This is a genomic window from Paenibacillus tabacirhizosphaerae (genome assembly GCF_040812395.1).
GTDB lineage: Bacteria > Bacillota > Bacilli > Paenibacillales > NBRC-103111 > Paenibacillus_E.
This window is the reverse complement of the sequence record NZ_JBFNXH010000022.1, coordinates 1-14,726: the sequence shown is the minus strand read 5'-3', so window position 1 is coordinate 14,726 and position 14,726 is coordinate 1. Positions and strand designations below refer to the sequence as shown.

The following is a 14,726-nucleotide window of genomic DNA, read 5'->3' as shown; positions in this document are numbered from 1 at the left end:
GAATATTGATGGCGGAATTTTCAAAAAAACCAGAGTCCCACTAGTCGAGGCTAGGGGCTCTGGTTTTTAAGTTTTATTTTGCAGCTGGAGCAGTCGGCACTGCTGTAGGCATCGAGAATGGTTTGGCTTTTTTCGCTGCATCCGGTAAGGCAATGCTGATTGGTTGATTGATATCCTTATAGCTCATCGTCATCGACATATCCATGTAATCAATCGGGTTGGAAGGCTCGTTGCCATAAGTGACGGTATAGTCGCCATCCATGCTTACCGGGAGCTTGGACTGCTCATCAAGCGTTATTTCAGCAGAGAGGGCAACGCTCATATCGGCGAGGGCAGGAGAATCTAGCAGGTCTTTGAACATGTTATCGCCGCTCCCAAGACCGCCAAGCGTTTTGATGATGTCCGAAGTATTGGTGATTTTGCCGCGAACTTGGACTTTATGAAGCTTTTTGCCGTCCATCTCTGTTGTACCAAGATCTTTGTAAAAGAAGTAAGGCGTAATTAACGTTTGGTTAATTTGCGTGCTTTGCTTCTGTAAAGCCATCAATTGGTCGAATGTAAATGGCATTTGCTTGGTCATATCGTACCACTCGAAGCCAGTGTTGTCACCGTTAGGCATGTTCATGTAAGTGCCTTGGGTTACTGTATACTGCTCGATTTTGATTGTTCTTTCTTTTGAATCGGAGCCTGGTGTCGTTGTTGTAATCACTTGATGAATACCTTGATCTTTATTGTATTCAATATTGGAAATTGCCGTGGTTTCCAAATTGTCCGAATAACCGCCTTGCCCTGGTTTGAAGGCGATATGGATGGTCATATCCATATTTGCGCGGAACGTGGCCAATTCAACTTGGGTCTTCGAGGCTTCCGCCAGCCACTTTGAAACCGACGGGTCATTCGCTAAAGACTGCTTAATTAAGGCAGCGGCTGTTTCTTCGTTTATCCCTGCATCTTTACCGAAATCAGCGCCGAAAAGCTCTTGCAGCTTGGAACTCGATCGACTGTCAAGAATGCCAAGGAATCGACCGAGAATATACCCGGCTTCCTCCTTGCTAATGGGTTGATCCAAACGATACTTACCATCGGAATAGCCTTCCATCGTTTTACGTTCTTGCATAACTCGAACGGCATCGGCGTAAGGGGAATCAGCTTTAACATCCGAGGGCAGCTTAGATTGTTTGTTAACGGGTGCGAGTTTTAATTCTTCTGCAATAAGCTTAATGAATTGCCCGCGAGTGACTGGAGCTGTATCCGCAAAAGCGGTTGTTGCTGCAAAAGCAGGCGCAATCAGGGTTAAGCCCAGCGCAGTTAATAATGAAGTACGTTTGATTCGAATCATGACGTTTAATTCACTCCTTCTAAGTTATCAAATAGCCTACTATAAATTACCATATTCTTCTTGTGAATGGTAGTTTTAGTATATTTGGTTGCTGTTTAAGCAAGAGTTGGCGCATAATGGGGTATACCGATTTAGAGATTAAAGATTTAGAGATTTAGCGCAAGAGGGAGAGAATTGTTTATGATTTCAGACACGAAGAAACAAATCGCACCACAGTTTACATTACCTGCAGCGGATGGGAGCCTGATTTCTCTGCGGGATTACCAAGGCCGGAAGGTCGTTCTTTATTTTTACCCCAAAGATCTCACGCCGGCTTGTACGACCCAAGCATGCGATTTTCGGGATCGATCTGAAGAGTTTGCTGGCTTAAACGTGACGATCATTGGCATTAGCGTTGATTCTGTAAAGAGACATGCTAAATTTATAGAGAAATATAGCTTGCCATTTGTGCTTCTATCAGACGAAGATCATGCAGTTTCAGATATGTACGGTGTATGGAAACTAAAGAGTATGTACGGCAAGCAATTCATGGGCATTGAGCGATCAAGTTTCTTGATCGATGAGGAAGGCCATCTGGTGAAGGAATGGCGCAAAGTCAAAGTCGCCAACCATATAGCGGATGTTCTCGAGTATATTCAGAGCTTGTAGGAGTGATGACAACGGTGCGGCATCCGTCTCTTTGTCCCTGGTAGGGCATTGAGAGGGATGCCGTATTTTGTTGCTGCAGACGGGTATATTCGTAAGTGACACCTTTTGTGTTTGATAGTTACAAAAAACTCCCCTTCATACCTGAAGGGGAGCATACACGTAACCTTATGCGGACGATTTCGCCAAATAGGCCACAAGACGGTCAAGAGTCTCCTTGTTTCCATCGACAGCATATGTTTTAATTTCGTTGAATTCAGCGGCTGTTTCAAACTGCATGCGGAAGGTAAGTCTGGTTTTGCCATCGTTTTCGGTTAATGTAAGGTTATTGAGCACTTCCAGCGGCCACGTTTCGCTAAATGGGCCGTGGGTGATGTTCCCTGCCTCGTCAGAAAAAGAGTTGGTGAAGACGATCTTCTCCGGCGCAACGATTTCACGAAAAACAAACTAGCCCCACATTTCGAAGCCTTCAGGGGATCGCATGCTGTAGTGAAAGATACCTCCTGGTCGGATATCATGATTCGCGACATTCAGCGTGAAACCTGTTGGTCCCCACCACTTCGCCAGATGCTCGGGATCCGTCCATACCTTGAAAACAAGCTCGCGCGGCGCATCGAAACTGCGGGTAATCACCAGCTCATGATTTTCCAGAGTTACTGAAATGTTGTTTGTAGCCTTGTCGGTAGACATGATAAAATCCCTCCAAGTTTGGTTTTGGATAACAGACCTATTGCTCGTCAGGTCGTTTCGGTTCTTTTCCCTGCATTTGCTGCAAATAATCATCCAAGCGGTCGAATCTCTCCTCCCATAGGCGGCGAAAAGATTCTAACCATGAATCGAGCTCTTTAAGCGATTCGGGCCGCAGCTTATAAATTCGCCGATTGGCGATCGGTTGCACCTCCACCAGCAAAAGAACCTTCATCTCCACTTTTCAGGTGGATTTGAAGGTTCTTTTGCTTAAAATTTGGGGCTCTCTCATTCATGCGAACACTTTTGGGACAGCCTCTTTACTCAATAACGATGCGCAAATTATTTTCCGCTTCTTTGATGCGATCGAGATTTTTGCGGTTATTCATTAGCAAGGATTGCAGCGTGGCAGACAGCTCTTCCAAGGTAGCTGACGCTTCTTCGCTAATCGAGGCTAGATTGTTCGTCGAATCACTGATGGTTACCGAGGAATCGCTAATCCGATTCATCAAGCCGCTATAGCTTGTCGAAAGCTCCTTCAGCATGCTGACAGCGCTGATAATGGATTCGAATGCTTGCTTCGTTTGACCTGTAATTTCATTGCTTTGCTGCATCCGTATAGCTACTTGATCCATGCGTGAACGGGTTTGATTGGACAGCGTTGTGAACTCTTGCAGCTGCTCCGATATGCGAATGGCTGATTTGGCCGTCATATCTGCGAGTTTGCGAATTTCGTTGGCGACAACTGCAAAGCCTTTACCATGCTCGCCGGCCCTCGCTGCTTCAATGCTTGCATTCAAGGACAGCAGATTCGTTTGATTGGCGATATCTTGAATCGTGTCGCTGAATTGGCTCGTTTCGTTCAAGCGATCGATCAATAACGCTGTATCCTGCGAGACCGCTTCAATGTCTTTGGTGAACACGTCGAATGTTTCGGAAAGCTTGTCCATACGGTCTTTGCCTTGGTCGGACAAGGATGCAGCTTCATTCGTTTGTCCCAGCAGCGTATGGATGGAGTTCGACATTTGCTTAATCAGCTCATTCATCTCATGAACAGAGCCGTTAATCGATAGCGTGGAGTCCACTTGATCTCCTGCGCCTGTCGCAATATCTTGGAAAGCATGATTCATTTCATCGAATGAAGCATTATCCTCTTCACCAGTTGTAGATATTGTTTGCAGATGATGGGTAACGAGAGTAACTTGACTTATTGCTTTCTCTCGTAGCTCTTCCTGCTGCCTTAAAAATTGCTCGGATTGAGCCCTTGCTTCCGAAAGGCTCTTTGTCATATGGCCTGAAACCTTCAAAACGGCAAACATGAAAACAGCAATCAAAATGAAATAAATCACGGAGGTAGTCCCGACTTTGGGATCCAAATGCAGGACTTCTTTTTGCGCGGTAATCATATAGATGACCTGTAGGAATCCCCATACAGCGCTAATCAGCCATGGCAGCAGCTTCATGAACACAAGAGCCATAATCATCAAATAGTAAATCGAGAAGACATTCGTAAGGTCGGGTGTTTGAACTAGCTGTATCGTTGTGCTTATTCCGCTGGCAACAATAGCAAAATAACATAAGTAATGAATAAGCTTTTTAGTGAAGTGCAGGATGCCATATACAATCCATAGCGTTGTTTCAATTACGTACGTGTAGATGATATTGCCGCTCGTGTTGCCATCCAGAGCAAAAATACTCAAATACATGAGAACAACAGTTGCCGTGATAGCCAGGAAAACAACGAAATTCCTGCGGATCACATCTTGATCTTGCAGAGATAAACCGGGATTAACAGCTGCAGGCGAGCTTTTTTTTAATAGATCGGTAGCCAAACTCATGCGAATCGCCTTCCTTTTTTGTCGAAATATGTCATGATATTGAATCAGCTTTACAATTCTACGCACATAAGAGAAACTCCTCTTTATTTGAAGCCATGCAATAGACATACTCTTATCCTTTCTCCCATATACTCTATCAGCAAGTCAAAATGATAGAACAAACCGGAGGGATTATGGCATGCGCACGAATCTACAAGGATCACACCTAAGCAACATGCAGAAACGAATTCAATTTGCTATGGTCGTACTTTTACTAGTCTATTTATGGGTTTCTTCGGTACCTGTCAAAGCGGCTGACAATGACGAAATTCCCGCGCAAGCCGGTCAGGAAATCTATCAGAAGCTGAAAACAGGAAAGCGCACGATGCAAGAGAAAAGCTACACGGTACCGGATAAGCCGACTGTTTATCTGACTTTCGATGATGGGCCTAGCAAGCTTACAACACAAGTGTTGGATATATTGGCGAAAGAGGACGTGAAAGCTACATTTTTTGCGTTGGGTGAAGAAGCGAAGGCTCATCCCGAGCTTGTCAAGAGAATCTTGAAAGAAGGCCATGCCTTAGGCAATCATTCCTATAATCATGTATATAAAGAATTGTATAGTGATTTTCAAAATTTTTGGGATCAAATCCAACGCAGCGAGGAGATTTTCACTGATATTGCGGGAATTAGACCGCAGTTGGTGCGTGCTCCAGGCGGCACGTCTACTAATTTTGATGCGTACTATTATTACCTATTAGAGCAAGGCGGCTATACGACTGTAGATTGGAATGTGGATAGCGGAGATTCTAAAAGGCCGCATGTACCTGTCAATGAAATTATTCAAACGGTTAAAAGCAGTCCGCTCGAGCACGAAATCACCGTCCTGTTCCATGACGGAACAGGGCATGAATCTTCTGTTGAGGCACTGCCTCAAGTGATCACCTATTACAAAAAGCTGGGCTATTCCTTCGCTCCGTTAACGACGGAGGTCAAGCCGAAGCAGTTCGCGGTTGGCAAGTTGAAATGGTCGCGTACCATGAGCTTTGCCCATTTTCAAGAGCTGTTAAAAGAGACGCATCAATACGCTCTGGCCCACAAAAATGCCGAACCACAGGATGCTGTCCAGCAATTGGTAACCCAAACGAAAGTGGCTAGTGAGGAGTCAGCACAGATCCTTTCCCGGAAACCTAATATGCCATTACAAATTCATGTAAGCGGAGGGGGTGAATTTACGCTGGATGCCTCACAGTATGATATGCAAGGCGATCGGATTGAACTGCCTCTCCGTGTTCTGGTTGAAAGAATGGGAGGGGATGTGGACTGGGATGAGCCCGCAAAGACGGCTAATGCGCATTATGGGATGTATGATCTGGAATATGATTTATCTGCAAGAAGCCTTCGTCAATATAAGCTAGGGGAACGCGTCGCTACCTATCCATTGGCGGATATGAGCCTGGAGGAGGGGGCGATTATCGTTCCTTTAGAGAAAACGGTAGATTTATTTGGCGGACGCATCACCCAGTCGGTCATCGAACCTGACATAAGGGAAGTCGCGCTTGTCTTTCGGCTCTTCTATTTGAGACAGGAAACGAACATATTTCAGAAAAACTCTCTATTTGCTATGAACCTCTGATGTCTAAAAGAGTAGACAACTGGAAAAGCTAGAGGCATAACCTGATAAAGGAGGCTTCTTGCCTATGCAGTCGAAAACGCGAAACTTCGATCAACCGCAGCCTCTCGTAGAACGGATGATCATGAACGTAGAGAAAGTGATTGTTGGAAAGAGAGAAACGATAGAAAAAGCCTTTGCTGCAATGCTGAGTGGCGGTCATCTTTTGCTGGAGGACGTTCCCGGCGTAGGAAAAACCATGCTGGTTCGTGCGCTAGCCAAAACGATTGGCTGCGAGTTTAAGAGAATTCAATGTACGCCGGATTTGCTGCCATCCGATGTGACAGGCATTTCTGTGTACAATGCTAAGTCTGGAGAGTTTGAATTTCGCCCGGGTCCCTTGATGACTCCCATTGTGCTTGCAGATGAATGCAATCGCACATCACCGAAGACGCAAGCGGCTTTCCTGGAAGCGATGGAAGAGAAACGTGTGACGATAGACGGAGTCGGTTATGAACTGCCGAAGCCGTTTTTGCTGCTGGCCACGCAAAATCCGGCCGATTACGAAGGAACGTATGCGCTGCCGGAGGCACAGATGGACCGTTTTCTCATGCGGCTGACGCTGGGTTACCCAACGCCGGAGCAAGAGGTTTTAATGCTGGATCGCCTGCAAGACCGGCAGCCTTTGGAGCATCTGAAGCCTGTCATTGTACAGGATGAGTTTGTTCAAATGCAAAGAGAAGCGGGAATGGTTCACGTGGATGCAACATTGAAGGAATTCATCGTACGCGTTGCGCTCGCGACGAGGCAGCATGAGGATTTGTACATGGGGGTCAGTCCAAGAGCCTCTTATTCGCTCATGCGTGCAGCACAATCCGTTGCCTACATGAGTGGCCGGAGCTTCGTTGTACCTGATGATATAAAAGGCATGGTGCTTCCCGTATGGTCGCATCGGCTAATGCTAACTTCAGAGGCAAAAATGACGGGGAAATCGGCGGAAGCGATATTGTCCGATCTGCTTGCTTCGTTGCAGACTCCAGTTCTTCGCTACGCCTCATTGAAGTAGGGGGATACGAATGAAAAGCTGGAGAAAAACAGGGCTGTTGGCAGTGGGGTGTCTAGTAGGCGCTGGTTTGGTTTATATGCAAGGGGGCTTTGCTTCTTGGTTCTTATTGGTTTGTTTTTCGATAGTTTTGCTTCAATCGGGTATGGTGTATGCTTTCGCTTTAAAGGGTGCAACAGTAGAACGAACGCTTTCGCATAGGGTTTGTGTGTCGGGTGAGGAAATGATCGTTGACGTGCATATTGCACATCGATCCCTGTTGCCTTTACCCTGGTTGGTTGTAAAAGAAACATGGTTCCACGAAGGAAGCGGGACCAGACTGATCTATAGGAAGCTGCTTTTTCCATGGTTCCAGGGTTCTTTTGCCTGGCACTATCGTTTCATTGGACTTGCAAGGGGTGTGTACAGCTGTGCAGGTATAGAGCTTGTGACTGGCGACATGTTCGGGTTCGCTGTCAAAAAGCTGTATCGCGACGATGCGCAGCGCTTTCTGGTTTATCCGAAGCCGGATGCGCTGAACCGGTCCGTTATGTCGCTGCATTCGGAAGATGGCGACAAGCCGGCTGCGGGCGTTCCATGGGCTTCGACGCCGCTGGTCGGCGGCGTTCGGGAGTATGCCAGCGGGGATCCGTATCACCGCATTCACTGGAAGTCCACCGCCAAGCTAGGCCGGCTGATGTCGAAGGACCCCGAGCAAGCGTCTTCCGCGAAGCGGATGCTGCTGCTTGACGCGTCGCCTGCCGCAGGCCCCGCGGTGGCGGCTCAGCCGCTGCTGGAGAAGGGCGTCGCCCTCGCGGCCGGCTTCTTCGAAGCCGCCGCCCGCGGGCGCGAGAGCTGCGGCTTCGCCAGCAGCTCGGGCGGAAGGCGAATCGCGCCGTCGATTCGCCCAGACCTGACGCTCGCGTACGAAGTGCTCGCGAGCGTGGGCGGCAAGCCCGGGCCCTCCTTTCCTGACCTTGTCAGGAATGAAGCTGCGGCCTTGCCGCCGGATGCGTCGATGCTGTGCATCACATCGACGCTGGACTTGGCCTTGCTGCGCGCGATCGCGGAAGCGCGCAGCAGGCGAAGAGCCGTGCACGTGATATACGTGCACGCGCGTCCGTCCCTCTCGGTCGCAGACCGAGAGGGGGCGTCGCAGCTGCAGGTGCTAGGCTGCTCCTTCACGGAAGTGCCGCATCCGGCTCATCAGTGGCCGAAGCAAGGGGGTGTCGCGGATGCAACCGCTTGAACCCAATGGCCCGCAGGGCAGCGTGCGGCGGGCAGGCACTTCCGCGTCACGCTCCAGCTCACGAAATCAGTTCGCTACACGAGGCGCATCGCACCTCAGCTCACAAAATCAGTTCGCTGCACGAGGTGCATCGCACCCCAGCTCACAAAATCAGTTCACTGCACGAGGTACGTCACGCTCCAGCACACAAAATCGGTTCGCTGCACGAGGCGCATCACGCTCCAGTTCACAAAATGGCTCCCCTGCTCAGGCGCTAGTGGGTTCATCGCCATCCCATGCAGGCGGATCACTCATCCGTGATCTCATGATCTCGCTGCTGCTCTTCTTATTGCTAACAGAATGGCTGCGTCCGCTGCCATTATTGGCAGATGTATCTGAAATCTACACAATTCAACCTTTTCTTATCGTATTCGCTCTTTGCATCGCCATAGATTGCTTTAGAGTTCCTTACACATGGGGCTGGTTCGCCAAAAGCCTTATTATCCTGCTTTTTGTTGGTTTTATGTTTGATCGGGAAGCTTTTCTGGGCGGTTCGTGGATCATCGATCTCATGGAGGTCATTTCGCATGATGTTTCCTATCTGCTCCAAGGGCAACTCGACCTGATCAGCGGTCAAACCCGCACTTTGTTGTTTCTCCTGGGCTGGTCGCTTCTCATTTCTGTCATACAAGCGCTTATGCTGCAGAGACAGCATAGTCTCTGGTTCGTCGGTGCTACACTCGCTTATCTGATTTGCCTGCAACTCGTGCTCGGCACGGATACCGTACAGGGTATCTCGCGAACGCTAAGCTATGGCTTGCTGCTGGTTTCTCTGCTTAATCTTTCGAGGATTCAGCAAGTCTATGACGTTACTCCCCAGCGTTCTAGCAGTGCATGGGGGTGGTTTGGTGCAAGCTTGCTTGTAGTAGCCGTACTGGCAGGTGTGGGCTGGTATTCAGCTTCTAAAGCGGCTCCAACGCCACTCATGCAACCTGTCAGCTGGACCTATTTAACGGACCGCATGTTTGAGCTTTACAATGATGATGCTGGCATGCATACAACAATAGCCAAATCGGGTTATGGGCACGACGATTCCTCGCTAGGGGGACCTCTGCAATCAGATAGCAGCATCGTTTTTACAGCGAAAACGCCGGAATTGACCTACTGGCGCGGAGAGTCCAAAAGCTTCTACACCAGCAAGGGCTGGACTCAAAAAGAGGAGCCTGGGGAACCCTTTGTCTCCCGCACCCCCAGGACTTCTGCGCCGACTGTTACACAGGAAGTGCTCTGGAGCACGAAAGGCCTTGGTAAACAGCTCTTTTATGGAGGTACGCTTCTCCAGGTCGATGCATTGTTGACGGAGCAGGGGAAGCCGCTGGCGCCCGAAATTGTTATTGCCAATCAATCTTCAGATAAAATAACGCTGCCCGAAATCAGCGATCCGCTTTCTTATTACAAAATAACCAGCCAGCCCGTACGCGAGGACCCAGGAGCACTGACGGCTGATTCGGGGAGTTATCCGGACTCCGTTACCGCTGCGTATTTGCAGCTGCCGGCGAATTTACCCCGTACGATTCGGGGGCTTGCCGAGCAAATAACCACAGGCAGCGTAGCGCCCTATGCAAAAGCGGTAGCCATAGAGCAATACCTGCGCACCAATTACACATACAGTTTGGATAAGCCAACACGTCCCACGCGCAATGAGGATTTTGTCAGTCACTTCCTGTTCGTAGACCAACTCGGCTACTGTGATCATTTTTCAACTGCGATGGTGGTGATGCTTCGGTCTGTAGGCGTTCCCGCTCGTTGGGTAAAAGGGTTTGCGCCCGGCACGCTGCAAGGGGTTGACGATAATCATCTGCAAGAAGTTGCGGTAAGCAATAAAGATGCGCATTCGTGGGTAGAAGTGTATTTTCCATCATCAGGATGGGTTCCTTTCGAACCTACACCGGGATTCACAGGAGCTAGCACTGATCATGCGAAATCCGTATTGGCAAAAGCGCAAGCCGACAGGCCTGCGTTAACAGCCTCCATTCAAATGATTCCAACGGCAGCGAACTTTTCGGGCGCTCCGCGTGAATGGCTGCAAACCACGATGAATGAAATTCTCGTTTTTGTGCAATATAATAGGAAACATTTGCTAATGGCTGTGGCCATTTGCTTATTGCTCCTTGGGCTCTTATTGATGTTATGGCGAAAAGGCTGGCTGCTCCGCATCTCGCAATTTGTGCCAGGCGTTAAGGGTCGCTTGAACAGTCCTCATCCTGCCACTCGCTACATGGATCGCTTATGGCTGCAATTGTTTCATCGATATGGGGCCAAATCTTCTCACCAAACGGTTCGTGAATACGTGACCGCTTTACGACTGGGGAACTCAGCCCAGCAGCAAGCCCTGCTTCATTTTGCGCAAATTTATGAAACCATTCGGTACGACACTCCTGGTCGGCCTGCCTACTCGAAACGTGAAATCGCAGCGTTGTGGAAAGCTATACAATCAACACGAAATTCCCAAAAGTAGAAATTTGAAAACCGGCATTCGTTTGGTACTTTTTGGAGAATCTGAATAGCTTTCAACTCAGCTCTTTACATCCTAGGCAGGTAATGTTTAAAATTAGTAGCTATAAATAGTGATAAGCGGACAAGGGGATCCCCAAAAACTTCAATCACTATGAAACTAGGAGGTCGGGTAATGAGTAAACCGAGTGAAATTATCGTTGTTTTAGATTTTGGGGGGCAATATAATCAGTTGATTGCTAGGCGTATTCGTGATTTAGGCGTATATAGCGAATTGATGCCATACAATACAACTGTAGATAAAATCCGTGAGCTGAACCCAAAGGGAATCGTATTCTCCGGAGGTCCGGCAAGCGTATACGGCGAGGGCGCTCCCGCAGTGGATTCAGCGATTTTCGATTTGGGAATCCCGATCCTGGGGATTTGCTACGGCATGCAGTTGATCGCGCATCAACTGAACGGTAAAGTTGAGCGTGCGCATACACGCGAGTATGGTAAAGCTGAGCTTGAGTTCACGAACGAAAGCCCTCTCGTGAAAGGTCTGGATGCGAAGCAGGTCGTTTGGATGAGCCATGGCGATCACGTTTCCGCATTGCCAGAGGGTTTTGTACTAGAGGCAAGCACAGAATCGCTTCCAATTGCGGCTATGAGCCACCGCGAGAAAAACATTCACGCTGTCCAATTCCACCCCGAAGTGCGTCACTCCGTTCAAGGGAACGAAATGATTCATAACTTCGTGTATGATGTTTGCGGCTGCGGCGGCGACTGGACGATGGAATCCTTTATTGAAGATACGATCAGAGAAATTCGCGAGCAAGTCGGCGATCAGAAAGTGCTCTGCGCGCTGAGCGGCGGCGTGGATTCCTCCGTTGTTGCGATTCTGCTGCACAAAGCGATTGGGTCTCAACTGACTTGTATGTTTATCGATCATGGTTTGCTGCGCAAGGACGAAGGCGAGAGCGTTATGGAAACCTTTGTCGGCAAATTCGATATGAAAGTAGTTAAAATCGACGCACGCGATCGCTTCCTTGGCAAATTGGCAGGCGTCGACGATCCAGAGCAAAAACGTAAAATCATCGGAACGGAATTTATCCGCGTGTTTGAAGAGGAGTCCGGCAAGTTTGACGACTTCGCTTTCTTGGCGCAAGGCACACTTTACACAGATATCGTAGAAAGCGGAACAGCTACCGCACATACGATCAAATCGCATCATAACGTAGGCGGACTGCCGAAAGATATGAAATTCAAGCTTGTCGAGCCTCTTAAAGCCCTGTTTAAAGACGAAGTGCGTAAAGTCGGCGAAGAGTGCGGCCTCCCAGCGGCAATCGTATGGAGACAACCATTCCCGGGTCCAGGTCTGGCGATTCGCGTGTTAGGCGAAGTAACCGAGGAGAAACTGCACATTGTTCGTGAATCCGACGCCATCCTGCGCGAAGAAATTGCTAAAGCAGGCTTGGATCGCGAGATCTGGCAGTACTTCACTGCGCTTCCTGGAATGAAAAGCGTAGGTGTTATGGGTGATGCCAGAACCTATTCGTACACCGTAGGTATTCGCGCAGTTACTTCCATTGACGGAATGACAGCGGACTGGGCGCGTATCCCTTGGGATGTGCTCGAAAAGATCTCCGTACGTATCGTTAACGAAGTTGAAAACGTAAACCGGATTGTCTATGACATCACTTCCAAGCCGCCGGCTACCATTGAATGGGAATAATGTAAAGTAAAACAATCCTGAAACTGTAAAAACCGAACGTATGAGAAAAACTCTCTAAAAACGTTCGGTTTTTCTGTTGACATCTCCGATTTACAGATCTAAAATGTGAAATGGATAACAGTTTTTCGTATAATCTCGGGAATTGGCCTGAGAGTTTCTACGAGATCACCGCAAATGATCTGGCTACGAAAAAAAGGATTTAAATCCGTGTGGGCTTCTATATTGCATTTGCACACCAAAAGCAGCTCTTATACGGATGGCTCCTTTTTCGTACTCAGAATCAGCAACATCGATTCTGGGTTTTTTGCTGTTCCGCATGCTTAACAAGCCAGACTTCTGGCGAAAACTCTTAGGGGGAATAAGTAGATGGATCGGTTTTTCAAATTGAAGCAAAACGGCACATCAGTAAGAACGGAAATCATGGCGGGTATTACAACGTTTATGACGATGGCTTACATTCTTGCGGTGAATCCGGACGTTCTCAGCGCTTTCAAATCGGGCGCAACGGGCGGTGACTGGACTTCCATTTTCTTGGCTACGGCTATTGCGGCAGGTGTCATGACGATTGCTATGGGCTTGTTCGTTAATTTTCCTGTAGCGCTTGCGCCGGGGATGGGGTTGAATGCGTATTTCGCGACCATCATTCTGTCATCGCAAGGCAAGTTTACGTTCTCCATGGCTTTGACAGCTGTATTTATTTCAGGGCTCATCTTCTTGATTCTGACTTTCACGAAAATTCGTCAAATGCTGCTCGTTGCAGTGCCTGACAGCTTGAAACATGCAATTACGGTTGGTATCGGCTTGTTTATCGCGATGATCGGCTTCAAAAACAGCGGCATTTTGAGTGTCGCAGTCGAAAGCTCCAAAGATATTGCAGCACATAAATATACAGATGTACTTTCCTTTGAAACCATTTTTCATTTAGGTTCCTTCCAAGATAAAGGCGTGATATTGACGCTGATCGGTATTCTGCTGATTTCCATCTTCATGGTACTTCGAATCCGCGGGGCCATTCTGATTGGTATCTTGGCAACTACAGTTGTCGGTTATTTCATGGGTCTAGTGAACTTGGGTTCTCTGACAAGTGCAGATACAACTTGGATTCCGGATATGTCGAAGCTGAAGTTCGCTGATTTTGATTTCGCGGGCATCATGAACACGGGGATTATCTCTGTCATCGCAACATTTACGTTCGTAGAGCTTTTTGATACATTCGGTACGATGGTGGGAACAGCGAATCGCGCTGGAATTATGAAGAACAAAGAAGAAGGCAACAAACGCGTTGGTAAAGCTATGTTCGTAGACGCTATCGGCGTAAGCGGCGGCGCACTGGTAGGTACGAGCACAGTTACTGCATTCGTAGAAAGCGCAGCAGGCGTAGCGGAAGGCGGACGTACTGGCTTAACGGCGGTAACTACAGGCGTATGTTTCTTACTAGCTTTGTTTTTGGCTCCGATTGCAATGTTGATTCCAGGATCCGCAACAGCTGCGGCGTTAATTGTTGTTGGCGTTCTGATGGTTCAATCCATCAAAGAGATCGATTTCCAGGATTTCGTTCTGGCGATCCCGGCTTTCCTTACAATTGTATTGATGCCTTTCACTTACAATATCGCAAACGGCATTTCCTTTGGTATCGTTACTTACGTCGTTCTTGCAACAGCTGCTAATCTTGGCGGCAAAAACAAATATCAAATTCACTGGCTCATGTGGGTTCTGGCCATTCTTGTTTTGGCTCGCTACATCTTTATTGGAAGCCAAGGTTAAAATAGATCGATCAAGCTGTGGGAAGCCCCGCAGCTTTTTTTTGTGCTTGCAATCCATTTGCCTATTTGGTATATTACTCTTTGTCGCTTCGGGAGCCGAACGAAAGAACAAAAGAAATTAAAAAAAGTTCTTGCAATCGAATAGGCAGATGTGATATATTAATCAAGTCGCCTTTGAGGGGCGGCGGGTTAAAACGAAAGAAATTGTTCTTTGAAAACTGAACAACGAGTGAAGAAGCACGAACGAGCAATCGTTCAAAAAATGAGATGCAAATCTCGCTAGCAAGTCAATTGAGCTATTCAGCTTTCAATAAAGGTTTACCTTTTTGGAGAGTTTGATCCTGGCTCAGGACGAACGCTGGCGG

General features: G+C 48.1%; 9 protein-coding genes, 2 pseudogenes and 1 riboswitch. Of the genes and pseudogenes, 7 read left to right on the top strand and 4 right to left on the bottom strand.

All coding sequences use genetic code 11. The features are described 5' to 3' along the window. Positions 1-73: 73 nt before the first annotated feature. Positions 74-1,339 carry a DUF6612 family protein gene (locus ABRS97_RS25005; protein WP_367818497.1) on the bottom strand — a complete coding sequence of 422 codons (1,266 nt, stop codon included), beginning with the start codon at positions 1,337-1,339 and terminating at the stop codon, positions 74-76. A 180-nt stretch (positions 1,340-1,519) separates the two neighbouring features. On the opposite strand from ABRS97_RS25005, the gene bcp reads away from it, so the two are divergent. Continuing rightward, the gene (bcp, locus tag ABRS97_RS25000; RefSeq protein ID WP_367818495.1) at positions 1,520-1,987 is read left to right on the top strand and encodes a thioredoxin-dependent thiol peroxidase; all 468 of its coding nucleotides are present in this window, start codon (positions 1,520-1,522) and stop codon (positions 1,985-1,987) included. A gap of 165 nt (positions 1,988-2,152) precedes the next feature. On the opposite strand, the pseudogene ABRS97_RS24995 reads toward bcp, so the two are convergent. The 3 genes and pseudogenes from ABRS97_RS24995 to ABRS97_RS24985 all read right to left on the bottom strand — a co-directional run bounded on the left by ABRS97_RS24995 (position 2,153) and on the right by ABRS97_RS24985 (position 4,575). Next, a pseudogene (locus tag ABRS97_RS24995) lies at positions 2,153-2,674 on the bottom strand (SRPBCC domain-containing protein). 37 nt (positions 2,675-2,711) lie between these two features. Continuing rightward, positions 2,712-2,891: pseudogene (locus tag ABRS97_RS24990) on the bottom strand (ArsR/SmtB family transcription factor); the annotation flags it as partial. Positions 2,892-2,991: 100 nt separating this feature from the next. Further along, positions 2,992-4,575 (bottom strand): methyl-accepting chemotaxis protein, encoded by a 1,584-nt coding sequence (locus ABRS97_RS24985; protein WP_367818494.1) that lies wholly within the window; start codon positions 4,573-4,575, stop codon positions 2,992-2,994. Positions 4,576-4,687: 112 nt separating this feature from the next. Between ABRS97_RS24985 and ABRS97_RS24980 the strand changes: the two genes are divergently transcribed. The 6 genes from ABRS97_RS24980 to ABRS97_RS24955 all read left to right on the top strand — a co-directional run bounded on the left by ABRS97_RS24980 (position 4,688) and on the right by ABRS97_RS24955 (position 14,362). Continuing rightward, positions 4,688-6,124, top strand: coding sequence for a polysaccharide deacetylase family protein (locus ABRS97_RS24980; protein WP_367818493.1), 1,437 nt, complete (start codon positions 4,688-4,690; stop codon positions 6,122-6,124). Positions 6,125-6,188: 64 nt separating this feature from the next. Next, positions 6,189-7,166, top strand: coding sequence for an AAA family ATPase (locus ABRS97_RS24975; protein ID WP_367818492.1), 978 nt, complete (start codon positions 6,189-6,191; stop codon positions 7,164-7,166). Between the two features lie 10 nt (positions 7,167-7,176). Then, the gene (locus ABRS97_RS24970) at positions 7,177-8,391 is read left to right on the top strand and encodes a DUF58 domain-containing protein (protein WP_367818490.1); all 1,215 of its coding nucleotides are present in this window, start codon (positions 7,177-7,179) and stop codon (positions 8,389-8,391) included. After that, the gene (locus ABRS97_RS24965; protein WP_367818489.1) at positions 8,378-10,888 is read left to right on the top strand and encodes a DUF4129 domain-containing transglutaminase family protein; all 2,511 of its coding nucleotides are present in this window, start codon (positions 8,378-8,380) and stop codon (positions 10,886-10,888) included. Before ABRS97_RS24970 ends, ABRS97_RS24965 begins: the two co-directional genes overlap by 14 nt. Positions 10,889-11,059: 171 nt before the next feature. After that, positions 11,060-12,598, top strand: coding sequence for a glutamine-hydrolyzing GMP synthase (gene guaA, locus ABRS97_RS24960; protein WP_367818487.1), 1,539 nt, complete (start codon positions 11,060-11,062; stop codon positions 12,596-12,598). Positions 12,599-12,703: 105 nt separating this feature from the next. Next, a riboswitch (purine riboswitch) is annotated at positions 12,704-12,804 on the top strand. A 160-nt stretch (positions 12,805-12,964) separates the two neighbouring features. After that, positions 12,965-14,362, top strand: coding sequence for an NCS2 family permease (locus tag ABRS97_RS24955; protein WP_367818485.1), 1,398 nt, complete (start codon positions 12,965-12,967; stop codon positions 14,360-14,362). Positions 14,363-14,726: the final 364 nt, after the last annotated feature.